24 protein-coding genes are annotated in these 23656 nt (G+C 39.6%); 7 read left to right on the forward strand and 17 right to left on the reverse strand.

Annotation, left to right across the window (positions count from 1 at the left end):
• Positions 1–10: 10 nt before the first annotated feature.
• Positions 11–256, reverse strand: a complete 246-nt coding sequence (locus FFU37_RS12545; RefSeq protein ID WP_002961940.1) for an OadG family protein — start codon at positions 254–256, stop codon at positions 11–13.
• 519 nt (positions 257–775) lie between these two features.
• Between FFU37_RS12545 and FFU37_RS12550 the strand changes: the two genes are divergently transcribed.
• The 3 genes from FFU37_RS12550 (at position 776) to FFU37_RS12560 (ending at position 1801) form a co-directional block, all read left to right on the forward strand.
• Entirely contained in the window at positions 776–949 is a 174-nt protein-coding gene (locus FFU37_RS12550; RefSeq protein WP_002961939.1) for a DUF1328 domain-containing protein, read from the forward strand.
• A 58-nt stretch (positions 950–1007) separates the two neighbouring features.
• Positions 1008–1199, forward strand: coding sequence for a hypothetical protein (locus FFU37_RS12555; protein WP_002961938.1), 192 nt, complete (start codon positions 1008–1010; stop codon positions 1197–1199).
• Between the two features lie 134 nt (positions 1200–1333).
• On the forward strand, positions 1334–1801 hold the full coding sequence (locus FFU37_RS12560) for a YcxB family protein (RefSeq protein WP_002961937.1): 468 nt from the start codon (positions 1334–1336) through the stop codon (positions 1799–1801).
• A gap of 50 nt (positions 1802–1851) precedes the next feature.
• Here the strand turns inward: FFU37_RS12560 and csrA are convergent, their stop codons facing one another.
• The 6 genes from csrA to FFU37_RS12590 all read right to left on the reverse strand — a co-directional run bounded on the left by csrA (position 1852) and on the right by FFU37_RS12590 (position 7924).
• Positions 1852–2043, reverse strand: coding sequence for a carbon storage regulator CsrA (gene csrA, locus FFU37_RS12565; protein WP_004587515.1), 192 nt, complete (start codon positions 2041–2043; stop codon positions 1852–1854).
• Between the two features lie 91 nt (positions 2044–2134).
• The gene (locus FFU37_RS12570; RefSeq protein WP_138489621.1) at positions 2135–3352 is read right to left on the reverse strand and encodes an aspartate kinase; all 1218 of its coding nucleotides are present in this window, start codon (positions 3350–3352) and stop codon (positions 2135–2137) included.
• Positions 3353–3358: 6 nt separating this feature from the next.
• A complete protein-coding gene (alaS, locus tag FFU37_RS12575; protein ID WP_138489622.1) occupies positions 3359–5959 on the reverse strand; it encodes an alanine--tRNA ligase in 2601 nt (866 codons plus the stop codon).
• Positions 5960–5978: 19 nt separating this feature from the next.
• Positions 5979–6431, reverse strand: a complete 453-nt coding sequence (locus FFU37_RS12580; RefSeq protein ID WP_138489623.1) for a regulatory protein RecX — start codon at positions 6429–6431, stop codon at positions 5979–5981.
• Positions 6431–7219: a BPSS1780 family membrane protein gene (locus FFU37_RS12585; RefSeq protein ID WP_024595741.1), complete on the reverse strand. Its 789-nt coding sequence runs from the start codon at positions 7217–7219 to the stop codon at positions 6431–6433. The genes FFU37_RS12580 and FFU37_RS12585 overlap by 1 nt, the downstream gene beginning before the upstream one ends.
• A gap of 81 nt (positions 7220–7300) precedes the next feature.
• A complete protein-coding gene (locus FFU37_RS12590; RefSeq protein WP_002961931.1) occupies positions 7301–7924 on the reverse strand; it encodes a GTP cyclohydrolase II in 624 nt (207 codons plus the stop codon).
• Between the two features lie 249 nt (positions 7925–8173).
• Between FFU37_RS12590 and FFU37_RS12595 the strand changes: the two genes are divergently transcribed.
• Entirely contained in the window at positions 8174–9289 is a 1116-nt protein-coding gene (locus FFU37_RS12595; RefSeq protein WP_138489624.1) for an energy transducer TonB, read from the forward strand.
• 66 nt (positions 9290–9355) lie between these two features.
• Here FFU37_RS12595 and FFU37_RS12600 read toward each other — a convergent pair whose 3' ends face one another.
• The 3 genes from FFU37_RS12600 to FFU37_RS12610 all read right to left on the reverse strand — a co-directional run bounded on the left by FFU37_RS12600 (position 9356) and on the right by FFU37_RS12610 (position 10955).
• Positions 9356–9865, reverse strand: a complete 510-nt coding sequence (locus tag FFU37_RS12600) for a hypothetical protein (protein WP_138489625.1) — start codon at positions 9863–9865, stop codon at positions 9356–9358.
• Between the two features lie 99 nt (positions 9866–9964).
• Positions 9965–10414, reverse strand: coding sequence for a low molecular weight protein-tyrosine-phosphatase (locus FFU37_RS12605; RefSeq protein WP_138489626.1), 450 nt, complete (start codon positions 10412–10414; stop codon positions 9965–9967).
• A 34-nt stretch (positions 10415–10448) separates the two neighbouring features.
• Positions 10449–10955, reverse strand: coding sequence for a DUF3087 domain-containing protein (locus FFU37_RS12610; protein ID WP_024606258.1), 507 nt, complete (start codon positions 10953–10955; stop codon positions 10449–10451).
• 156 nt (positions 10956–11111) lie between these two features.
• On the opposite strand from FFU37_RS12610, the gene FFU37_RS12615 reads away from it, so the two are divergent.
• The 3 genes from FFU37_RS12615 (at position 11112) to FFU37_RS12625 (ending at position 13121) form a co-directional block, all read left to right on the forward strand.
• Positions 11112–11741: an energy transducer TonB gene (locus FFU37_RS12615; RefSeq protein ID WP_138489627.1), complete on the forward strand. Its 630-nt coding sequence runs from the start codon at positions 11112–11114 to the stop codon at positions 11739–11741.
• Positions 11742–11917: 176 nt separating this feature from the next.
• Complete coding sequence (locus FFU37_RS12620; RefSeq protein WP_138489628.1) at positions 11918–12511, forward strand: sigma-70 family RNA polymerase sigma factor; 594 nt, start codon at positions 11918–11920, stop codon at positions 12509–12511.
• Positions 12498–13121 carry a hypothetical protein gene (locus FFU37_RS12625; protein ID WP_138489629.1) on the forward strand — a complete coding sequence of 208 codons (624 nt, stop codon included), beginning with the start codon at positions 12498–12500 and terminating at the stop codon, positions 13119–13121. The genes FFU37_RS12620 and FFU37_RS12625 overlap by 14 nt, the downstream gene beginning before the upstream one ends.
• 90 nt (positions 13122–13211) lie before the next feature.
• On the opposite strand, the gene FFU37_RS12630 is transcribed toward FFU37_RS12625, so the two are convergent.
• The 7 genes from FFU37_RS12630 to FFU37_RS12655 form a co-directional block, all read right to left on the reverse strand.
• Positions 13212–14903: a hypothetical protein gene (locus tag FFU37_RS12630; RefSeq protein WP_138489630.1), complete on the reverse strand. Its 1692-nt coding sequence runs from the start codon at positions 14901–14903 to the stop codon at positions 13212–13214.
• Positions 14904–16628: a hypothetical protein gene (locus tag FFU37_RS12635; protein ID WP_138489631.1), complete on the reverse strand. Its 1725-nt coding sequence runs from the start codon at positions 16626–16628 to the stop codon at positions 14904–14906.
• A 120-nt stretch (positions 16629–16748) separates the two neighbouring features.
• Positions 16749–16895 (reverse strand): hypothetical protein, encoded by a 147-nt coding sequence (locus FFU37_RS20310; RefSeq protein WP_175413907.1) that lies wholly within the window; start codon positions 16893–16895, stop codon positions 16749–16751.
• 342 nt (positions 16896–17237) lie between these two features.
• The gene (locus tag FFU37_RS12640) at positions 17238–18980 is read right to left on the reverse strand and encodes a potassium/proton antiporter (RefSeq protein WP_138489632.1); all 1743 of its coding nucleotides are present in this window, start codon (positions 18978–18980) and stop codon (positions 17238–17240) included.
• Positions 18981–19217: 237 nt separating this feature from the next.
• A complete protein-coding gene (locus tag FFU37_RS12645; protein ID WP_138489633.1) occupies positions 19218–20594 on the reverse strand; it encodes a Na+/H+ antiporter NhaC family protein in 1377 nt (458 codons plus the stop codon).
• A 191-nt stretch (positions 20595–20785) separates the two neighbouring features.
• The gene (gene pbp4b / locus FFU37_RS12650; RefSeq protein WP_138489634.1) at positions 20786–22444 is read right to left on the reverse strand and encodes a penicillin binding protein PBP4B; all 1659 of its coding nucleotides are present in this window, start codon (positions 22442–22444) and stop codon (positions 20786–20788) included.
• Positions 22445–22453: 9 nt separating this feature from the next.
• Positions 22454–23629, reverse strand: a complete 1176-nt coding sequence (locus FFU37_RS12655) for an exo-beta-N-acetylmuramidase NamZ family protein (protein ID WP_138489635.1) — start codon at positions 23627–23629, stop codon at positions 22454–22456.
• Positions 23630–23656: the final 27 nt, after the last annotated feature.

A 23656-nucleotide genomic window follows, 5' to 3' on the forward strand; every position in this document is an offset into this window, starting at 1 on the left:
TGTGTGCCCCTTATTTATTATTTGATTTGTACTGAGCAATGGCAGCACTAATAGCAGCGATGTGCTCATTAGGCACACCTTGAGATTTAAAAGATGGTGATTTAACTGGTGTCGCCACGTCAGGTTCGCTAAAGCGCGTCACCAAATTAGACATAAGCGTTACTGCACCAATTAATATCGACAGAAATACAAACACCCCAACCATGCCAGTAAGCATTAAGTTACCAGCCGTTGTGAGTAGAGCACCTATATCCATTTTTCTCCCCTTGAAACCCATATCGAAAATAAAAAATCGATTTAATTAAATATTTATTCACTGGATAATAACAAAACTAATCGCTTTGTCTACATCTTGTAAATTGGTAAAACCAATTAAACAATAAACAACATAACACTCAATTAATTTACATGCTATAACTCAGCAATCACGCGCTCTACAATACATACAAGAAATAACGACTATAGCTAATAGTTATATGGAAGTTGTTAATTAACTATCAAGCTAAGTAAAAATAAACACTAATTCTTAATATTAAATGCAAAGCCACACACCAATTGTTAATTGGTCTTACCAAAATAAGTTTGTTTAGTGAACATTTAGCAGTTATTTGCAACAGTGTGAATAACTTACATAACAAAGCGTAAAAGTTACTAACCAACTAATAACTAGAGTAATAGCAAAAAACCATAACCAATTGATATTTATAACAAATAAGTTTTGGCATATAACTGGCATTAGTTATTATGAGCAAATTTGATAACCAAGGAGAAAACAATGTTACGCTGGACAATTACATTTTTAGTTATTGCTTTAATCGCTGCAGTGTTAGGTTTTGGTGGCATCGCAGGTGCCGCAGCTGGTATAGCAAAAATTATATTTTTTATCTTTTTAGTACTTTTAGTGATTTCATTAGTTTCAGGTGCCCTACGTGGTAAATCACCCAGGTAGATAAAGCATTCAACTAACAAACACTAAAATTTAATTAATACTTACAAGGAATTACACTATGAACTCTACAACTTTAAAAGCAGCACTAATCGCAGTATTTGCAGGTTTTTTCATGATGGGTTGTGAAGACAACCATGCAGAAGATGCTGGCGAACGTATCGACGAAGCAGTAACTGACGTGCAAAACTCTGTTGAAGATGCATGTGAAAATGTTAAAGAAGGCGTGAACGCTGAAGAAACTAACTGTTAATTCTTCTTGTACCGCTAAAAAAAACGGCTTTCGAGCCGTTTTTTTGTGCCAGTAATAAAATCACTGACTATAAAGCTGCTCATTTAGCAGTTAGCTTGTTAAAATAAAAAAAACGATATTTAAAGCAAGGCAAAATGGCATTCACAACCACCTACACATTAGATAAACCCTACTTTTACGAGTGTTTTGATGAGTCACTCCCTTATAGTAAGCGTGCAAAACCTAAATACTTTTTACTTGTGTTGTTAGTTGCGCTTGGTTTATTTGGCATTTATGTTTTAGACGATCATTACTTAGGATCGTTTATGATCATGTTAGCGGTACTCGAGTGCGTCGCATTTTACTATCGCAGACCATGGTGGGTAACCAGACAAATGCTCAGCAGAGCATCAGGCTCTGAGGTAACACTTACCTTTGATGAAGAAGGTATTAAATCTGCTAATCATTACAAAAGCTATCAATTAGAATGGCAAAATATAAGCGAAGTAATAGACACCCAACAAGGTATTATTATTAAAAACAAAAGCGGTATGCAGTACATATCAAAACAAATACTTAATCCTGAAACACTCGCTTTTATAAACAAAAAAGCCACTCAGTGAGTGGCTTTTAGTCTAGTTGAGTTAATTACTCAACTACGTATACGTGTTGATTAAGCATTGCCCGGATTAGGGTTCGACTTTTCAGCTTGTATGCGCATGTAAATCTCTTCACGATGCACTGATACGTCTTTTGGTGCATTAACACCGATTCGAACTTGATTTCCTTTAACACCTAGAACAGTAACTGTTACTTCGTCACCGATCATTAGGGTTTCACCTACTCTACGAGTTAGTATTAGCATTCTCTTGCTCCCATGTTCCAATAAAAATTATAAGATTCCGCTTAAACATACTAATGAAAATTAGACTGAAAAGTAAGTAAAAACTCGCAATCTATCCATTTTCTGTTAAAAATGCCTTGTGTAATGCACGAACAGCCAACTCTAAGTACTTTTCATCTATTAAAACTGAAATTTTAATCTCTGAAGTCGAGACTAAAACCACATTAATATTTTCCTGCGCTAATGCATCAAAAAATAAACTAGCGACACCAGAATGTGATTTCATACCCATGCCAACAGCAGAAACTTTAGCTACTGCTTGCAATCCGCTTATATTTTGAGCACCGAGCTGAGTTTGATCTTCACTCAATAATTCAAGTGCTTGCAGATAATCATTCGAGTGCACAGTAAAAGCATAGTCTATTTTTTCAAAGTTATGATTAACTTGATTAATCATATCTATTTCGATGCCATTTTCGGCAAAAAGTTTCAATATTTTTGAAAGATATTGCGTACCCGTTGGCACACCTTGTACCTTAATTAAACATTCGTCACGATTAAACGCAATCCCCGATACAACCTTGCTTGGCATATCGTTCTCCTCAAAACTTATTAATGTACCTTCATCGGGATTAAAGCTCGAAAGCACCCTAAGTGGCACATTATGTTTTCCTGCGGCTTCTACTGAGCGAATATGCAAAACTTTCGCCCCTAAACTTGCCAGTTCTAGCATTTCGGCAAAGGTAACTTGGCTCATTCTGCGCGCGTTAGGTTCAACACGAGGATCTGTAGTATATACGCCGTCAACGTCTGTATAGATCTGGCATTCGTCAGCTTTTATAGCCGCAGCTATTTCTACAGCCGATGTATCGGTGCCGCCGCGCCCAAGCGTTGTAATGTTGCCCTCAACATCACGCCCCTGAAACCCAGCAATAATAGCAATACGATTATGCTCAAGCTCATGCTTTAAACGCGTAGCAGCAACCTCTGCAATACGAGCTTTACCAAACATGTTATCAGTTAAAATATTGACTTGATCGGCTAATAGGCTCACAGCAGAGTGGCCACGTTTTATGATGGCCATAGCAAGTAGTGATACAGAAACCTGCTCTCCGGTGCTAATAAGTACGTCTAGTTCACGGCTACTCGGGCGAGTATCAATTTGTTTGGCGAGATTAATTAAGCGGTTGGTTTCTCCCGACATAGCCGAGAGCACCACAACCACTTGATGTCCTTGTTGTCTGGTTTTTACAACAAGGTCGGCGACCGCTTCAATTCGCTCTATTGAGCCGACCGAAGTGCCACCGAATTTTTGAACAATAAGCGCCACTTAGGCTTAAGTACGCTCAGTTAACCAAGCTGTAACGCTATCTAGTGCAGCAGCAAGGTTTTGTGGCTCACTACCACCGGCTTGTGCCATATCTGGACGACCGCCACCTTTACCACCTACTTGGCCTGCCATGTGGTTAACTAACTCACCGGCTTTTACTTTGCCTGTTAAGTCTTTAGTTACACCAGCAATTAGGCTTACTTTGTCGCCACTGGCAACACCAAGAGCAATAACACCTGAGCCAATCTTGTTTTTAAGGTCGTCAACCATACCGCGAAGCGCTTTAGATTCAGTACCTTCAACGTTTGCTACAAGTAGCTTAACGCCGTTAATTTCAACAATCGAGTCAAGTAAAGACGCGCCAGCTGCACTTGCTAACTTATCGTTAAGTTGCGCAATTTGCTTTTCAAGACCTTTAGACTTTTCAAGTAACGCAGTAACTTTTTCAAGTACCGATGCGCTATCGCCTTTAACTAAAGCAGCTACATCATGTAATTGCTGCTCTTGCTCGCTAACATAAGCAACTGCATCAGCACCAGTTACCGCTTCAATACGGCGAACGCCTGCTGCAATACCGCTTTCAGACACTATTTTGAATAAACCAATATCGCCTGCGCGCTCAACGTGAGTACCACCACAAAGCTCAATAGAGTAGTCGCCAATAGTAACTACACGTACTTCGTCATCATACTTTTCGCCAAACAACGCCATAGCACCTTTCGCTTTAGCATCATCAATAGCCATAAGCTCAGTATTAAGTGCGAAGTTACGACGAATTTCGTCATTAACTACACGCTCAATTTCACGTAGCTCATCTTTTGTAACCGCTTCAAAGTGCGAAAAGTCAAAACGTAAACGATCAGGCTGAACAAGTGAGCCTTTTTGGCCTACATGGTCGCCTAATAATTGGCGTAGTGCTTCGTGTAAAATATGTGTAGCTGTGTGATTTTTCTTAATGCTATCGCGGCGTGCATTATCAATAGTCGCATCCACTTTATCGTTAACGCCAATGCGGCCTTGCACAGTACCGTGGTGAGCAAAAGCATTACCAAGTTTAGTGGTATTAGTAACATTAAATTCACCACCAGCAACTGTAATAGTACCCGTGTCGCCCGTTTGGCCGCCTGATTCAGCGTAAAACGGTGTGCGGTCTAACACTACAATACCTTGTTGACCATCTTCTAATAACTGAACAGCTTCGCCACCAGCAAAAATTTCTACCACTGTCGCGCTATGGTGTGTGCTGTCGTAGCCTTTAAACTCAGTAAGCTTTTCTGATTTTAATTGCTCGTTGTAATCAGCACCAAACTTACCCGCTTGTTGCGCTGTTTTACGTTGTACAGCCATGCATTCTTCAAAGCCTTGATGATCAATCGTCATCTGGCGCTCACGCGCAACATCGGCCGTTAAATCAGCTGGAAAACCATACGTATCGTAAAGTTTAAATACTAAGTCGCCCGGTATAATATCGCCTTTAAGGTCACTTAAGCTTTCTTCTAAAATAGCTAAGCCACGTTCAAGTGTTTTACCAAACTGTTCTTCTTCAATGCGTAATACTTTTTCGATAATTTCTTGTTGCTTAGCAAGCTCTGGGTACGCTTGACCCATTTGCTCAATTAGCGCAGCAACTAACTTATAGAAAAACGAACCTTGCGCACCTAACTTATTACCGTGGCGCACAGCACGACGAATAATACGACGTAGTACATAACCACGCCCTTCGTTAGATGGCATAACACCGTCTGAGATTAAAAACGCACACGAACGAATATGATCCGCCACTACGCGTAGTGACTTATCGTCCATATCTTGCGCGTTAGTTACACTTGCAGCTGCTGCAATTAAGCCTTGGAATAAATCGATTTCGTAGTTTGAATGCACACCCTGCAAAATAGCAGAAATACGCTCAAGGCCCATTCCCGTATCAACAGATTGCTTAGGTAGAGGCAACATTGTACCGTCGCTTTGACGGTTGTATTGCATAAATACAAGGTTCCAAATTTCGATGAAACGGTCGCCGTCTTCCTCGGGAGTGCCCGGAGGTCCGCCCCAAATATGCTCACCATGGTCATAAAATATTTCAGAACACGGACCGCATGGACCGGTATCGCCCATAGACCAAAAGTTGTCAGAGGTCGCAATACGAATAATACGATCTTCACTTAAGCCAATATCTTTTGACCAATACTCAAACGCTTCTTCATCATCGTGATAAATAGTAACAAGCAGTTTTTCTTGAGGTAATTTAACAACCTCAGTTAAAAACTCCCACGCAAACTTAATCGCGTCTTGCTTAAAGTAATCACCAAAGCTGAAGTTACCTAACATTTCAAAAAATGTATGGTGGCGAGCAGTGTAGCCTACGTTTTCTAAATCGTTATGCTTACCGCCAGCACGTACACAACGCTGCGAGCTTGTCGCACGTGTATAAGGGCGGCTTTCTGCGCCTAAAAATACATCTTTAAATTGCACCATGCCGGCATTATTAAATAACAACGTGGCATCGTTACCCGGTATAAGCGAGCTAGAAGGTACTATTTGATGTTGCTTGCTGGCAAAAAAGTCTAAAAACTGTTGCCTAATTTGTGCGGTAGTCATGTGCTGCATTTGAAAGTCTCACCTGTATTTACTGTGCTTGCATTGCAAAATTAATTTCATCGTAGCTAAAACCCCGATACATTAAGTAGCGCACGCGCTTAGCTTTATCTTTGTAATCGAGATCGGCCGGTGTATTCGAATATTTTTTATTGTACGCATCCTGCGCAAGCTCAAACCAATCTATTTCAAGCTCTTCAACTACCATTTCAAGTAGCGAACGATCAATCCCTTTGCCCATAGCTTCGCTTTGTATTCGCTTAAGCCCGTGGCATTTAAATATGTGTTTTCTTACAAAGCCTTCACAGTATCGCTGCTCGTTAATAAAATTGTGCTTTTCGCACCAATCAAGCAGCGTTTCAATAAACTCTTCTGTCGCTTCTTTTTGCTGTAATTTGAGCGTTAACTCACGACGCGAATATTCTTGGCGCCCTAGTAACCAAAGTACATAGTTTTTTAGTTTTTGCTTTAATTTATCATCCATTAAGCGTCAAAACGTCCGCTTGTTTCACTGCTAAGTGGCTTAACATTAATGTCGTCACTTAATGGTACAACAGGCATAAAAATGGCTTGATAAGATACAAAAAAGCTAATGTAGCAAATCGGCATTAAAATCAACAGTGGTAAGAACGATAAGAACATCGAAAGCGCCATAAATAATGCGCAAATAAGGCCAAAAACGCCAAGTGGCAAAATGTTATGATAAAACACCATTAACGATTTTTTAAGCGCCGTTAAAATGCGTGTTTCCTTACTAAAATAAACAAGTGGCACAGCGTACGCAAATGCAGTTAAGTAAATTAGCATTGCCATAAAAAACAAAATTACATTCGCGCCCGAAATACTCTCAAGCATTTGTTCTAGCGCCACGTTTGGATCAAGTCCTGGTTGGCTCATAACAGCCACTGCATCGGCAAATAAGCCATTAGCAAGTAACGCCATTAAAATACCCGCACCCATTTGATAAAGTGCTAAGCGTAATAACCCTAAACGATTTCCCTTAGCCGTAAATGGCTTGAGAATATCGGCTAGCATAATTTTTCCGCCCTGTTGCTTACTAAGCACCGCTTGGTAAAACCCTGCGGTTAAAAATGGCGTAGCGAGTGCTGCTACTACTTGCAGCAGCGGTAAAAATAAAGACAGCAGCCCTACAATGCCAATAAATAAATGCATAAAAATAAAGGTTGCTGGCTGGGTTTTAAAAATAAGCCATCCGGCTTTTAACCACTTTAGCCCTGCATCGGCTTTAAAAATTCGTAATTGTGTAGACATACTTGCTCTTAATTTAAAACGAAACACGCCAAGTATAACTTGGCGTAAGGGGGGATTAATAGACGAAACGTAATTAAATAATTAAGGTTTTTTAATTTTCTTAATATCTAACATATGCGCGCCATGCTTAATTTTTGTTTCTAGGTACGATTTATTACCCGCAACACCCGCTTTAATGTGCGCATGAGTGCCCACAACCGAGTCAACATTAATACCGGCATCTTTTAATGCATTAAGCTTTTTAGGATTATTAGTCATTAATTTAACGTGACTTAAATTAAGCGCATTGAGCATTAATACCGCATCCGAAAAGTCACGTAAATCATCAGCAAAGCCTAAATGATTATTAGCTTCGTAGGTGTTCATACCTTGCGATTGCAATACGTAAGCGTCTATTTTGTTGTATAAACCAATGCCACGGCCTTCTTGGCGTAAATACAATAAAATACCGCCTTGCTCGTGCATCATTTCAATACATTCATTTAGCTGCTCGCCGCAATCACAACGCGATGAGTAAAATACATCGCCCGTTAGGCATTCTGAATGCATACGAATTAGCGGTACATCTTGCTCTGTATCGGCGTTGTTAAACACCATAGCAATATGTTCTTTACCATCTTTTAAATCAGTAAATGAGATTATTTCTGCAGGGATATCACTATTTCTGCCAACTTTAAGCTGGACTCTTGCTCTTACTTGCGCCACGACAAATCCAAATATTTAAATAACTACGACACGACAATAAAGTGATAGTATCACAAAATAGGATAAATACACCGTAGTACAAGACTGTTTATGGCAAATATATGGCGACGACAGGCGTTATTTTCAATGATTGTTAAGCAATAAATTAATACAAATAACCGCCAATATTATTTACGTTGATTTACCTTAATCAGTGACACCTACAGGCACGTTTGGTATTTTGTATTTTAAACAACGATAGGGATTATTATGAAACGTCAGCAACTCGCTTTATTTATAGGTTTAAGTTTGTCTGCTTTAAGCGCAACAACTTTAAGCACTACAGCATTCGCCAGCCAAGCAAGCGATCCTCAAACGGTATTTAACCAAGCATACCAAAGCTATTTAGCAGCAGTTAAAGCAGACGAAAACGTACAACAAACTGCCAAACTTGCTTACACATCAGGTAAAGCCGTTTACGGTAAAAGCGACGACAATACTGCTAACTTAGCTATTAACTACGCTAAAGCTATTAAAGGCTACGGCGATGAGCTATACGAACAACGTTTTGCACTTTATGATGAAGCACATACTATTTTAGCGGCTAATCACGGCAAACAATCAATAGAAACAGTTGATGCACTGCTCGGAAAAGCTAACTACACAACATCAGCTTACAAAGCAGCTAACTTTTTAGAACAAGTAATAGGTATAGCTAAAACACAAAATAACCCTAAGTTTGTAGCCGACATGAAACTTGAAGCTGCAACGCTACTGGCTAAAAAGTTTAGTTCTAAAAAATATCGTGAGGCTAAAAACTACCTAGAAGAAGCCGACGAATACTACCAAGAAAACTTACCTGAAAACTCACTAGAGCGCATAAAAGCCGATTTTTTAATGGCCTCATTCGCAGAGGGTCGTAAAAGATACAATCAAGCGATTGAAAGGCTAAACCGTATAGTTACTGTATTCGATAGTAACTTAAACTTTGATCACAGCGCAGAGCTAACAGCTCATTCAAAGCTTGTAGGTCTGTACGAAAAACAAGGTAAAAGCGAAGAAGCAACTAAACATTGCCTAGCTATCGCTCAAATGGTGCCATGGAAAGAATCGCAAGAGCAAACGCCGCTTTACCGTGTTAATCCTAAATACCCAGTTAACAAAGCCAGATTTAGTACCGATGGTAGAGTTGTTATGGAGTTTGAGGTAGACGCAGCTGGCTTTGTAAAAAACCCAAAAGTACTTAGCTCTGAAGGCGGCAGCGCATTTGAAAAATCAGCCAAAGCAGCGCTTGAGCAATGGCGTTACGCGCCAAAGTTTGAAAATGGCAAACCTGTTAGCGCTATTTCTCAGGTACAACTCGACTTTAAAATTAACCGCCACTAAAAGCGGCTCATTAAAAAGGCGCTTTTAGCGCCTTTTTTAATACCAACAAATACAAATTCTACGTAGTTAAAATTCGTAACTTACGCTAATACCGCCATCGGCTCTTTTTTCGTTGCTGTCGCTTGCTTTACCGTAGCCCACATCTAGCTCTAATCTAAAACCAGCGCTGTTCAGTTCATTAAAGTTGTAGCTGTACGTAAGCCCTATGCCGTTTGTTGTTTCTTCATCAAAAATACCGCCAATTACACAACCTAGCGTATTAGCAAAGTCAGTTGCTACATCATTAGTTGAACTTTCACACTCTTGGTCTGTATCTCTTGCACCAATAGCGCCCACAAGTACGCCAAAAGCATGTTTTTTATTATCGCTAACCGCTTGTTCAAAACCGGCAGAAAATCCATCATCAAGGCCTAGTTTATAGTTTGCATACCAGCGCTGTGTGTCGTCGTTAGCCGATAAAGACACTTCAGGAATAACTAAGTAAGGATAGCCACCCCCAATCGAAAAACTAACATCGTTAGCAAAAGTAGGACAAGAAGCAATAGATAAAGTGAGTAGTAATATTTTTATTTTCATAAAGTTCCCTTTGAGTAAGTATAAAATGTACTTACTTTAGGAACACCATGCAATACGACTAAAAGCTCGTTAAATTTAGCTTTAGTAATAAAATAGGGATTAAATTTTAGCGAGTATTTTATCGCTAGCCGCTTCTATTAAATCGAGCACATTTTCAAAGCCATCATCGCCGCCGTAATAGGGATCGGGAATCGCGCTTTGGGCTTGCTCGCCATATTCTAAAAGCAGCGCTAATTTGTACTGTAGATGCTCAGGGCACTGGGCTTTTAAATCAGCTAAGTTTTGCGTATCGGCCGCTAAAATTAAATCAAACTCAGTAAAGTCACTTGTACGCACTTTACGTGAATAGATACCTTTAAAGCTGTAACCGCGCTTCTCCCCTGCTGCCATTGAGCGACTATCAGGCGTTTTACCTTCGTGATAGCCAATAGTGCCCGCCGAATCAACGTTAACGTTAACACCTAGCTTTTTAGCGCGGGCTTTTAATACCGCCTCTGCGGTTGGCGAGCGGCAAATATTACCTAAACACACTATGAGTACTTTTTTCATTAAGGCTCCTCCAACTAATTTAAAAACCTAAGCTTTAAAACTGTTTTAAAATGCTTTCATCGTAATCTTCAACATTAAGCGTTACGTTATGTTGCGCTGCAACAGATTCAAGCTCAGCTTGTTTAATGGCTAAATCGTCCATGGTGATTAGGTTATCGTCTAGTTGCCACAATAACCGAGAGCCCGCGTAGCTATAATGAATCGCTAATAACGCATCGGCATTACCTTCACGGCCAGCGGCTTTTAACTTAGCCATTTTACGGGTTATTTTATTAAGTGCTTTTTTAAGCTCCCACACATAAACAACTTCAGTCATAAAGCTATGTGTACGGTATTTATTAAGTAACCACGCAAGCCCAACGCTTGTAATAGCAACGCCTATTAAGTTCCAATGAAAGTGGCTACCACTTTCATCAGGAAATAAAGCAATCAGCGTTTGCGATATAGCCAAGCTGCCTACAGCCAAACCAATACCGCATCCAGCAATAACACGGTTTAAATGTTTACGGTAACGCGCTTTATTTATTTCAATGAGTTGCATAACAGCCTAAAAAGTTAATAAGTAAAAGAATGCGAATGGCTATTGTAACTAAACCCCACATTTTTTATAAAATTATTTCACCCCTTTTTGATTTGCCACCCGTTATAGCTTTGAAAACACCCTAATTGTAGTGGTCAATAAAATTTGGAGCGGCTTATGCACACACTTGAAGTACCTAACAACCCAGTATTTATTAAAACATCGACTGCCGTTATCGGCGGCGCCGCAATGACCTTTGCAGCTTTTGCGTTTATGCAATATTTAATAAGTGGCGAGCAACGCGCACCGGTTAAACCAGGGGGCGATATTATAGTAGAGATTTTTCAGGCACCTGAGGATTCAAAAGTCAGGCATATACAAAAAATACAGCCGCCACCGCCAATGCCTAAAGTGCCGCAAAAAGCTCCACCGCTTGATACATCAGCCGATCCTGTGTTGGCAATTAGCGACTTTACGCCAGTTACGATTGACGATTTTGGTGGCGACATTAACAATACCATTAATCGCCCAACAGGGGATGCAACACCCATAGTGCGCATAAACCCTAAATACCCAACTACAGCCGCGCGCGATGGTATTGAAGGTTGGGTACAACTAAGCTTTAGTATTTCGCCAACGGGGGAAGTAATCGACCCAGTAGTTATTAACGCCGAGCCAAAACGTACCTTTGACCGCGAAGCAATAAGAGCCATTAAACGCTGGAAATATCGCCCCAAAGTAATTGAAGGTGTGGCACAATTACAAACAGGTCAAACCGTACAGCTCGATTTTAAATTACAACAATAATACCAATCCGCAATAATACTTAATCATTTTGTGGGGCTAAACATGTCGCTACCTGCGTTAAAAAATTCTCATTTAGAACAACTAAATAGCGAATTTTTTGCCTAGTTATCAACACGTTTTTCTACCCTCAAAATAGATCACTTAATTAAGCGAATTGGTATAAAAGCGATGAGCCTATGCTACTAAGTATTAAGTCATGGTTATTTGAAACGCCAAGCAAGGACTGCATGGCAAGTTACGCAAAAAGTGGCGACAATCGTTACTTAGAGCAGCTTATTGCCCTCTACAGTAACGACTTATACCACTACCTTGTTACGCAATCTAATACGCATTTAGCATACGACGTAAGCCAACAAACATGGCTAAAAGTAATCGAAAAACGCCACCTTTACCAAGCGCAAACCACACCAAAAGCGTGGTTATTTAAACTTGCCCGCAACACACTTATTGACGAATACCGCAGGCAACAGCACTTTGTAGAGCTTGACGAAAACACGCATTTAGCAGCACAAAATGATAAAAGCGAAAGCGACTTAACTAGTGGAGACTCGCATATAGGAAGCTCAAACATAAGTTACGAAGCGTTCGACGCCGCCCTAAAACAACTCAGCTTTGTACAACGCGAAGCCATAACATTACAACAAGAAGGCTTTTCGCTCACCGACATAGAACTTATAACACAAAGCAGCCTTGAGACCATTAAAACAAGGCTGCGCTATGCCAAGCAAAATCTTAAACGTTTATTAGGAGCAAACAATGAACAAACCTGATGAGCCGTTTGATCACAAGCTCACACAACACTACAAAGAGCGAAAAGCGCGCACTACACTTACAAGCGCTCAACAAAAAGCGCTACTTAAAAAGGCCACTAACACAAAGCCTAAAAAGCTCGGCTTTACGCTACAGCTAACCAGCCTTGCCTGCGCTCTGGGTGTATTTGCTTTTATTGTGTTTGATAATAACGATAGCATTAACCACGCGCCTAAAACCGTGCTTAACAGCGGATCTAACACCATAGACATTCACGACTATTCATTTATTAAAACACACGAAATAAACCAAGCTGGTAGCTACGCAAGCTCTATAAACGAGCAAAAACACGCGCTTGATAGTCAATTAGCTAACGATTTACGCCGCCACCAACAACGCCACATAGAATACGGCACGCTAGTGAAGGTAGATAACGACTGGTACATAGCCAGCTGTAATGATGAGGTGCTAGTGCAAATTAAGCATTCACTGTTGAGTAATTTAAAGGGCAAACACGCGATTGAAAGTAATATAAACACCGGCGACATGCTCGCAATGGCACATAACGGTAAAGGGCAGATTATTGCGCTTAAACATGCGGGTGCTGGGGTTAGGCAGTGTGGGGCTTAGGTGGTTTGGGATGGTGATAATTTAAATAGTAAATTATCACCTAGCTTAAAGAGAATTCACGCTATACAGAAGAGGCTCGCAAATGTAGATTTATTTCATCTCAGGAAATAATAAATTAAATGGCGTAGGGTAGCGATAATGTCGACAAGCGACTAAAGCCAATGGTGTATAGCCCTGCTTTACGGCTGAAAGCTCCCAAAAAAAATTAGAATGCTTACACTCTTCTTTTACGTGCTTTACAGCAGCCACACCATTTATTGGAAAGTTAGTCGTTGCCACTCCATGCTGGTTAGTACCTGAAAAAAAATACTCCTCAGAAGTTTCATTTGGATACCAATATTGAAGAGTACAGTGCTTCAAGCTTTTATTGCAAAACTCTTCTAATATTTCTGCTAAGTCAGGCATATCGTACAAATTGCAGAACAAAGTTAAAGCGGGATAAAGAATACTCGCTTTTGTCATTGACTCTTTATAAACAATATCCATTTTTTCTTTATTACGATGCTCTAGTAATTGCTCATATGCATGCAGGTTTGTGGGATACATACCATTAAACTCATAAGAGTAAGTAACACGATCAATGATGGCATCCAACCAACTTTTTGCGAAGACATCATCTTGACTGCTTTGGTATAAAAGGTGAAGAGCTAATACCAAGTCTATCGCCTGATCATCTTTATAGGGTGAAAGCAATAAAGGGTTATTAACAACTAAATGATTTATTGCTCTTTTTACTTTACTTAGTTTGTTTTGCAGTATTTCAAATTCTTCACTCTCGTATTTTTTCGAGATATCTTTTTTATACAATTCCGTCAGATTAAATAACAACCATTGCCCCCTAAGAGCTAAGCGACCTAAAATATCAAATAATTTTAGATTAATGCTTATTGAACATGGTGCAGAGATTAAATGTGATATTGCATGTCTTTTATCTACAAATGGAAATATCACTTTTTCAAAATACGCCTCGGTGATCGTATGATAGGTATGTAAAAGCCCTTCAAATGCATTACGGATGGACTTTTGATTAAGGTTATCTTTAATTGAGTCCCATGTGACAAGTAAAGAGTATTCTGCTAGTTGATAAGAAGCCTCTAAGCTATCTTGTTCTCTATGTTGACTAAATATCAACCACAAAGCTAAATTCACTTGATTGATGGATTTAATAGTGGAGGCTTGTTTCTTATCTTTATCAAAAATAAATTGCAGTAATATACTGAAGTATTTTCTAGATTCTACTGGTTCATCAATAAGCGCAATTGACTTATGAAGTAAAGGCTGCCAACCAACGGGGAGGAGTGCTTCAGTGAACATATATTCAAGAATTAGGCTTGATAACTTATCGCCATTCCATTCTTCAAAAGATAGATCTTCATTTGTATGTTTTCTAATATAACCTGTAACGTCCTGCCTTACACCTGTAATGATATGACCACCAAAGCACAAGCAAATAACAACAGGCTTAGCCTTGTGTTCAAGAGGAATTCGGCTTTCTATAAACGAGTCTTGTATTTCATCTAGTGACCAACGCAGCGATTGCGGTGAATCACCTATCCAAGTACTGCGTGTTAGGTTTTTTTCTTTAACTGAGAATAGATAAACTTTATCAACGTCACCATTTATACTACCTACAGCAGCGATATCTACGCCGTATTCTTTGAACCCTCGAGAAGGCTTTATAAATACATTTAAACCCATCTGACTCAACAAATCAGGTAAAATAACATCAAGTTCATCTCTTTCCTTTAATGAAGCTAAATACTCCTTAAGCATCTTTTTCATTTATGACCTCTCATAACGAAACACCCTTAGCATCATTTCTAAACCTTCAGGATCAACTACAGTCATTTTGGGAATGTCTATTTTTTGCGAAAACGAGTGCAGCGTATTCTTCATTCGTTGATTTTTACTTCCTAAAATTGAAGGTGTGACTACGTCATTACCATATAAAATAGTTTGTGTTGTAGCAATTAAATTAACTATAGAACCTTTCCGTGCTTCATTCATACTTTGAGACATTTTCACTTCAAAATCTCGCCAGTAAAGGTGAACTTCTTTTTGAGGCGCTTTTAATTCTTTGATCTTATTTATGCCTTTAAAACTTGCATTATAGCTATCTAATTCAGATAAAAGCTGGTCGATAACAACCAAAATATCGCTGTCCGCACTCTCTTGTATTTTTGTCAGAAATTCTTTTACTTTTTCCGTATAACTTAGAAGTAATGGATCATAAATCAATCTAATTATTTGTTTTTTTGTATCCGCCGTCGTATGGGAAATAATTGAGAGTAAAAAGCTGACAACAGCGATTGGACTGTAAAAAAGCCAGCCAACAGCTTTTTTAATAATAAATAAAAACTCACTATCTGTAAGCGGTAAAACTGATTCATCAATTGAGAGTTCAATCAAGTCTCTATCACCTTTAGTAATTACATCATGCAACGCACAACACAGTTGAACATCTCCTATTAAAAGCCATTTTGTAACTATTCTATTTAAAAAATCTGAATTTCGCTCATTCACAAGCTCATGATCTAGGTGCTGAAAATCACTAACTTTAAGCTCATTATTTTTTATAAGTAGGGTTTCAAGTAAATCTTCTACTAAAGAACATTTCTCACCATTAATTTCATTTCTAATAAAATAGGACAAGTGATCTAGTGTTTTAGATTGAGCTGGCGTTGTATTTTTGAAATAAGGTATTAGAAATGTAACGACGTTATCAGGAAGATCTTGTCCATTAAAAGCTGCTAGGTATGAAGCTTCTTGTATTACCAAGTGTTCATATTTCTGAAGACATTGTTCAAACAATAACTGGGCTTGAGGCCATAATATGGGAGTTTGTTTCGCAATAAGAAAAGCTGAGCGAAAAATTTCAGATTTTTCAGAACTACCTGTTTCAATATTTAAAGCGCTTTCTAATAGCTTTAGACGAACTGATGGCATATCTAAATCATTCAATGAGACCCGACCTATAGCCGAATATATCTGTAATCGTATACCCGCACTTTCGTGCTTGATCAACGTCGAAAGTTGTTCTATTACCCATGAAGAGTCGAGTTTCGCAGCAGCCATTATTGTATTAGCTAATAAAGGATAACTATTTTCCGGTTGCTCTAATATAAAACTTAAACCAGCTTTACAACGATCTAAATTTTGCTGGCAAAACAAAAAATAGGCTTGTTCATAATCGCCATAAACTAATTCTTCATCTTTTAAGTGAACGAATACGTTAACAACATCAATCACAGTAGTATCAAGTTTGGGCAATACAGAACAATAGGCAAATGTCAGACTTGAAGAGTTATAATTATTTTCTTGATTTGTTAGCTTTAGTAATTGCTCATTCAGATCCAAGATTTGATTATTGTGGAGATACGCCAACTCTTCAGCTATTAAACTATCTTTATTACGAATATCTCTGAAATCCAAGTCATTTAAAACCTTAAGTAAGGTATCGTTTTTTACCGCATACTCTAGAGTCGCTTTTATTTCCGCCTGTTCCATTGCAGAACCTTTGAATTAAGGGATAGTATTTAATCCCACTTTAAATTGACAGATACCACAAGTCAATTGAGGAGAAATATCATCATTCTAAACTAAGCTTCTGAGTTAGCGCTTATTTATTTAATTTGCAAAACCCGCTGGGCTAGATTTTGCATCCCATCCCTCAGAGTCAGGTCTTATTTCTTGCCAAACTAAAACATAAATTTCACGTTTAACAATTTTCCCGACATCGCGACATGAAAATAGGTAGTTGATGAGTAATTTCACGCATTGGTATCTTATCTTCACCATTTACTTTCACATCTATCAATATTTGAAGGGAGTAATGTGATGCTCGGTGGTACAGGGAAAGCTCAGGGGATATAAGCGTCAGTATATCTTTGCCGCTGTCGCCAGCACGATAAAAACTTAAATAAGGTTTTATCCTACATTAAACTTTTTAGGCTAACACCTGACACGCCAGCAAGCTGTTCACCTACAAAAAACACTACATATAACTAGCTTTGGGTGTGCTCATTGCATTGGAGAACCGTTGGGTTTCGTGCCACTCAACCCAACCTACGTCCGCTATAAACGTGAGCCTAGCGCTAAACAAATCATTGTTAATGATTACTGCTTTAAAAGTCGCTTTTCTGGATTATTTAAATACTTTAAGCCAATGGTAACTATGCGTGTATGTACCATTGTTATAACGCGTATTTGCACATTGCCAATAACAACAATATCGCCTTTACTGACTTCTCCTGAGAGCTTTTGGTTAATCACTTCTTCCAAGCTTATCTCTTCTGGGGCGTCTATGTGCATATGGTAAGAGTAAAATATATCACCTACCAACGTTACCCCTTTCACTTTAAGTTCGTTGTGGGCTAAGTGGCTATCTTGATGGTTTGTTTTATCGGTTGCTGTAAAAACTAAATCAACAAAAGGTCTGTTATCTGGTTTTAAAACAACAAATAAGTGGTCGTTTGGTTTTAACTTAGTTGAGCCTCGCGGCGGTATGATTGACGGACCACGTGTGATCATAGCAACAACCACGCTCTCAGGAAGTGCGGCATGTGACAAGCTGCGCCCAGAAACCCGAGAAACATCACTTAAGGTGTATTCTACAATTTCTATATCAATATCGTTTAGTGCTGTAATTTCGAGTGTTGCAGCAGCCAAATCAGGTGGCGGCTCTACTAAATTTAGTTTTTTAGCCATCCACGGCATTGTTGAGCCCTGTAACGTGGCTGAAATTAATACCACGAAAAAAACGACATTAAAAATAAGCTCAGCCCCTGAAAGGCCAAATAGTAATGGGAATATAGCTAAAATAATGGGTACTGAGCCCCTAAGACCAACCCAAGATACAAATAAGGTTTCGCGATTATTAAAGCCAAACAGTTTTAAAATAGGTGCTACAGCTAATGGGCGAGCAACAAAAATAAGTGCCAGTGCAATAAGCAGTCCTTCTAACCATACATCAACCAACGACGACGGATTAATAAGAAGTCCTAATACAACAAACATGGTTATTTGCCCAAGCCATGCTAAGCCGTCATGAAACAGAAAAATACCGCGTTTATATACAAATTTACTGTTACCTAAAATAACACCCGTTATAAATACAGCTAAAAATCCACTGCCGCCGAGCGTTGCAGAAAGGCCAAATGAAAGCAGTCCAAATGCGGTTACCATCACTAAATACAAACCCGATGCATTTAGTTTAATTCGATTAATAAACCAAACCGATATTTTACCAATTAAAAGACCACAAATAGCGCCAACACCCATTTGTTGAGCAAATAACTGTAGTAAACCCAGCCCTACTGGCATGTCATTAACGAGCATTTCTAACAAACCAACCGTTAGAAAAATAGCCATTGGATCGTTCGAGGCACTTTCTATTTCAAGGGTCGATTTAAGCTTTTTGTTTAAGTGAATACCCGCACTTCGTAAAAGTGCAAACACGGCTGCAGCATCTGTAGAGCCAACAATGGCGCCCAGTAATACACCTTGTAATATGGGCAGGTCTAAAATATAAGTGGCCACAAGGCCTGTAATTACAGCGGTAAATAACACCCCGATGGTTGCTAAAGCAGATGCGGGTTTCCACACTTGTTTAATTGAACTGGTGGGCGTTTGTAAGCCACCATCAAATAGAATAATAGCAAGCGCGAGTGTACCCAGAGCATGTGCGGCCTCTGCGTTGTCGAATGATATACCTGCAATACCGTCTTCACCTGCGAGCATGCCTACAAGTAAAAATAGCACCAGCACCGGTAAGCCAACGCGTGCAGATAACTTGCTCGAGATCACTCCAAGTAAAATTAAAATGGCACTAACGAGAATGATATTATCAATTACAAACATAGTGTGGGTTTACAGCCTTATATGAGTTAAAAAGTAAGAATTTATAGCTACCAAAAAGCTTAAAGCTCATGCTATACAATAACCTAAAAAATATAAATACGGGTACTTAAGTCTATATTTAAATTGTTTATTTAATAGCTAGAGCGTCGTTAAGCTTGGTATTACTAGCCTCAGTCTTAATTTAAAAACAAAAAAGCCTGCAATAAGCAGGCTTTTGAGTATTTAAATAACTGTATTTTACAACACAATAATACTTGTTATTAAGTACGCTATAAACGTAAGGCCGCCACCAAATAAGGCATACGGTAGCTGCGTTTTAACGTGGGTGAGTAAGTCGCACCCCGATGCAATAGCCGATACAGCGCTGGTGTCGGATATAGGCGAGCAGTGATCGCCAAATATACCACCACCTAAAATAGCACCAACAACAAGCGATGGCGGTAAACCTAGCGCTTGAATAAGTGGCACACCAATTGGGATTAATATAGCAAACGTGCCCCACGATGTACCCGTAGTAAACGACATAACTGCGCCGGTTAAAAACAGCACCGGTACTATTAAGTAAATAGGTAGGTAGTCGCCAACAAGCGACGCTACAAATACACCAGTACCCAACTCTTTTAAGCTTGCGCCAAGTGTAAGCGAAAGCAGTACAATGGCGACCAGTGGCATTAATTCGCCCATGCCTTTAAAGCCGGTATCAACTAATTGATGATGCGTAAATTTACGTGAGCCAATCATTAAAAAGTAAGCGACAACAATGGCTAAAACCGTTGCATATAATACTGATTTAGAGCCGCTGCCCTCTGCTAATACACCATTACCGGTGTAGTACATAAAGCCAACCATGCTGGTAATAAGCGTAATAAGCGGGATTAACATGTAACGCGCTTTAGAGCCTTTTACTTCTTCTTTTAAGTCAGTTGTTTGAAGCTCTAGTTTTTGTTCGGCTTCTTTCATTGGGCCATGCACTTTATCAAACGCGATGGTATAAAAAACAATGGCAAGGGTAATTATGGCGTAAAAGTTATACCCAACGCTGCCCCACAACACCGATACAGCCGACTCACCTAGCTCGTAGTTACCTAACAAACCAAGTACAAATGCACCCCAGCCATTAAGTAGTATTAAAATACACACTGGCGCACTGGTGCTATCAATAATGTACGCTAGGCGCGCTCGGCTCATTTTAAATTTGTCGAATAAGCCACGCGATAAAATCCCTGAGGTGAGTACGCTCAAGTTAGATTCTATAAACACCGCAATGCCGGTAAACATGGTTAAAAAGCCCACTTGGCGCTTACTTTTTGCAATACCTTTGTTCATTAGCATATTAACCGTTGCTGCAACGCCGCCAGATTCGCGAATGTAGGCAAGCAAGGCACCTATTAAAATACTAAATATTAATATGCGTGTATTACCTGGCGAGCTGGCAACCGAAATAATACGTTCAATGGTATTTAAAAAAGTGTCAAACAAGCTATTACCTTCGCCCTGAAAGGCGAGTAAAAACTCAGAAGAAGCAACAGCAACAAGTAGCGCCATAATCACTTCTTTTCGCCAAAACACGATAGCAATCGCAATTAGCGGCGGTAAAATAGAATACCAATGCATAAAAAGTTAACCTTAATTATTAGCGAGCCACTCTCGCTTTGTACGCGTTTTATCGCTTATTTGTTAAGCCTAGCAGCATAAACTGGCTTAGATTTGTAAACCGCTTAGCTTAATGGATTGCCTTACTCAAGTCACCTGTAAATAAATCACTTAGAGTAATGCTGTTAGTACGTTTTAACCTATACGATAGCTTATTGATTTAGTAGCGCTTCATAAATAAGCGACACCACCGATCCGTACTGCGCGGTTTCAAATTGTTTACCTGTAAATTCGTAACGTTTTTGCGAGCCTTTAATTGCACTATGGCGAGCATTGGTAAGTAAAACAATAGCTAAATCGTAAGCGGGGTCAATTACGGTCACTGTACCCGTCCAACCTGTGTGCCCATAAGCCTGCGCGCTTGCATAAGGGCCAAAGTGCCAGCGCCTTGCTTGGTTGTTACCAGCAAGCCTAAAGCCAAGCCCGTAGGTCTCATCGCTGCTTTGCGGCGTTAAAAATTGTGCTAAGGCACTGGCACTAAATAATTGTTGGTCGCCGTAGCCGCCATTATTTAGTAATAGCTGGCAAAGCACCGCTAAGTCGTGAGCATTACTAAATAGCCCAGCATGCCCTGCTACGCCATCAAGTGAATAGTAAGCGCGCTCGTCGTGCACTTGGCCTTGTAAAACGGTGGTACGAACATTATCAAACTTAATGCGCCCGTCTCGTGTGTTGCCGCTAAGCTCAGTGGCTGCAAATTGCTGCGGCTTAAAGCCTTTTTTAAGTGGATTAAATAACGTGTTAGTTAATTTTAGTGGCGCGTACACTTGCTGCTCTAGGTATTCGTCAAGGGGCTGCCCAGTTATGCGCTCAATGAGTACGCCTAAAATCATGTAATCAATATCTGAGTAAACATGCTGCCCAGATGATTTACTACTAAAAGGCACGCTGGTAAGTAATAACTGTTTGGTCGTTTTACTGTTTTGCGAATAAAACGCGTCACCATAGCTGCCATCTTTACGATGAAAGTCAAATACTGGCGGGTATCCGGCGCTGTGTGTGAGTAAGTCTTTTACTGTGCGCTTTGCTCGCCCTTCACCTTTATATTCGCTTAGGTAGCTTTGTACGGGTTTATTAATATTTAATAACCCTTCGCTTACTAATTTCATGAGTGCAAAGTTTGTGGCAAATATTTTGGTGTTTGAGGCAAGATCAAACAAAGTATTAGTTTGCATGGGCTCTGGGCGTAGTAGCATTAAATCACTTTGCTGGTATTGCTTTGCATCGCCATAGGCGGTTAATTTTATTAGCTCGCCATTTTTAACAACTGCCAATACAGCCCCAGGAAAACCCGCTTTTACATCGCGTTCAATTAATGTGTCTACTTCAGTAAAATCTATATGCTTTTTTGGTTCATCGCTTAAAGTAGGAAATGCAAAACGCAGCGTTAAACTTGCGCCAGCAGGGAGAATATTTTCAACTTTAAAGGTATTAACACCGTTGTGAGTATTTTTTGCCAAACTGTAATTGTATAAGGTGTTGGCGCTTAGTTGGTTAACGTCGAGCTTTTTATTATTAATGTAAATATCGGCGCTTTGTGCGTTGTGGTTTTGTATTAATAATTGCCCGCGCCCTTTGTAAGCTTTAAACGTTCCTCGGTTATTTACATAAAACCGGCTACTTGGATTTACCTCAGGAAACGTAACGACCACTTGTGCGTTAGGCAGCTCTAAAAGTTGGCTCTTTGTAAGCAGTGGCAGCGAGCCAATAGGTTCCGGTGGTGTACTACAGCCCACAATAATAAAGCTCAATGCCGCTATAAATGCTTGTTTGATATAACCACACCTTTGATATTTTACAGCAATAAACATGCTTAGCCCTTATTTATATAACAAGTAAGGCGCTCTTTGCGCTTTAAATTGCGCAAGCCCCGCCTGCCAACTTTGTTTTATTTGCGTCTCTGATTGCCCTGCTTCAATAGCTAAGCGCAATTTATTAGTACCCGCTAGTTTATCCATAAAGTCAGCGCGCTCAAAAAACGAGATGTTGTTTTTACTAAGCTCCGTGTACGCATTTATTAAGTAAGTTAAATTTAGGCCTGTGGTGTTTGCTTGTCTTAAATCGAGCCCTTGCACGGTTTGGTTTTTAAATTTAGGGTTTAAAGCAGCGCCTTTAATTGCGCGCGGTGTAAAATTAAAATCACCTAATGCTACTGGCGAATAGCCAATTACTTGAAATGCAAAGTCGGTGCCTCTACCAATACTGATAGGCGTTGCCTCAAAAAAGCAAAGTGATGGGTAAAGCGCAATCGCCTGATCGTTAGGCAAATTAGGGCTGGGTTTTACAGGCAAGCTGTAAGTACTTTTGCGAGTGTAATGATCAACAGGGATCACCGTTAATTTTAAATCGGGCGCTTTATTGATCCAACCCTCGCCCTTGATCATTTTGGCAAGCTCGCCAACGGTCATGCCGTGTAAAACAGGAATTGGGTGCATGCCTACAAACGATTTAAATTCTGGCTCTAATATTGGCCCATCAACGTAGGCAATATTTGGATTAGGCCTGTCGAGCACCAAAAATTCTATCCCCTGCTCTGCAGCGGCTTCCATCATGTAGTGCATTGAACTTATGTAGGTATAAAAACGCACTCCCACATCTTGAATATCAAAAATAATCACATCAACATCGGCTAAAGCAGCTTGGCTTGGTTTTTTATTTTTACCGTAAATAGAAATAAGCGGAATACCAGTTTTACCATCAACAGCATTTTTCACATGGGCGCCCGCATCGTGATCGCCACGAAAGCCATGCTCAGGTGCAAAAATTTTAGTTATATTAATATTTTTAGTCAGCAGAGTATCTACTAAGTGAGTTTGCCCCATCATTGATGTTTGATTGACTACTAGCCCTACACGTTTATTTTTTAACTGCTGTAAATATTTAGCATATTGCTGCGCACCTACTACAAGTGAGTTATTAACTTCGTTAGCTTGCACGCTTGCAATAAAAATGGTGCTAAAAATAAAAAATAAAGTAATAAATAGGGTTTTAAACATACTGCAATATCCTTTTAAACAAGGCGT

Origin of the sequence: Pseudoalteromonas distincta, from assembly GCF_005877035.1 — a bacterium.
Taxonomy (GTDB): domain Bacteria; phylum Pseudomonadota; class Gammaproteobacteria; order Enterobacterales; family Alteromonadaceae; genus Pseudoalteromonas; species Pseudoalteromonas distincta.

Coding starts and splice junctions, on each gene's coding strand:
- FFU37_RS12630 (WP_138489630.1), bottom strand. CDS start 14,903: ATGAAAAAGATGCTTAAGGAGTATTTAGCTTCATTAAAGGAAAGAGAT.
- FFU37_RS12640 (WP_138489632.1), bottom strand. CDS start 18,980: ATGTTTGTAATTGATAATATCATTCTCGTTAGTGCCATTTTAATTTTA.
- FFU37_RS12625 (WP_138489629.1), top strand. CDS start 12,498: ATGAACAAACCTGATGAGCCGTTTGATCACAAGCTCACACAACACTAC.
- FFU37_RS12615 (WP_138489627.1), top strand. CDS start 11,112: ATGCACACACTTGAAGTACCTAACAACCCAGTATTTATTAAAACATCG.
- FFU37_RS12585 (WP_024595741.1), bottom strand. CDS start 7,219: ATGTCTACACAATTACGAATTTTTAAAGCCGATGCAGGGCTAAAGTGG.
- FFU37_RS12560 (WP_002961937.1), top strand. CDS start 1,334: ATGGCATTCACAACCACCTACACATTAGATAAACCCTACTTTTACGAG.
- csrA (WP_004587515.1), bottom strand. CDS start 2,043: ATGCTAATACTAACTCGTAGAGTAGGTGAAACCCTAATGATCGGTGAC.
- pbp4b (WP_138489634.1), bottom strand. CDS start 22,444: ATGTTTATTGCTGTAAAATATCAAAGGTGTGGTTATATCAAACAAGCA.
- FFU37_RS12595 (WP_138489624.1), top strand. CDS start 8,174: ATGAAACGTCAGCAACTCGCTTTATTTATAGGTTTAAGTTTGTCTGCT.
- FFU37_RS12620 (WP_138489628.1), top strand. CDS start 11,918: ATGCTACTAAGTATTAAGTCATGGTTATTTGAAACGCCAAGCAAGGAC.
- FFU37_RS12655 (WP_138489635.1), bottom strand. CDS start 23,629: ATGTTTAAAACCCTATTTATTACTTTATTTTTTATTTTTAGCACCATT.
- FFU37_RS12605 (WP_138489626.1), bottom strand. CDS start 10,414: ATGAAAAAAGTACTCATAGTGTGTTTAGGTAATATTTGCCGCTCGCCA.
- FFU37_RS12550 (WP_002961939.1), top strand. CDS start 776: ATGTTACGCTGGACAATTACATTTTTAGTTATTGCTTTAATCGCTGCA.
- FFU37_RS12580 (WP_138489623.1), bottom strand. CDS start 6,431: ATGGATGATAAATTAAAGCAAAAACTAAAAAACTATGTACTTTGGTTA.
- alaS (WP_138489622.1), bottom strand. CDS start 5,959: ATGCAGCACATGACTACCGCACAAATTAGGCAACAGTTTTTAGACTTT.
- FFU37_RS12635 (WP_138489631.1), bottom strand. CDS start 16,628: ATGGAACAGGCGGAAATAAAAGCGACTCTAGAGTATGCGGTAAAAAAC.
- FFU37_RS12600 (WP_138489625.1), bottom strand. CDS start 9,865: ATGAAAATAAAAATATTACTACTCACTTTATCTATTGCTTCTTGTCCT.
- FFU37_RS12610 (WP_024606258.1), bottom strand. CDS start 10,955: ATGCAACTCATTGAAATAAATAAAGCGCGTTACCGTAAACATTTAAAC.
- FFU37_RS12545 (WP_002961940.1), bottom strand. CDS start 256: ATGGATATAGGTGCTCTACTCACAACGGCTGGTAACTTAATGCTTACT.
- FFU37_RS12555 (WP_002961938.1), top strand. CDS start 1,008: ATGAACTCTACAACTTTAAAAGCAGCACTAATCGCAGTATTTGCAGGT.
- FFU37_RS12645 (WP_138489633.1), bottom strand. CDS start 20,594: ATGCATTGGTATTCTATTTTACCGCCGCTAATTGCGATTGCTATCGTG.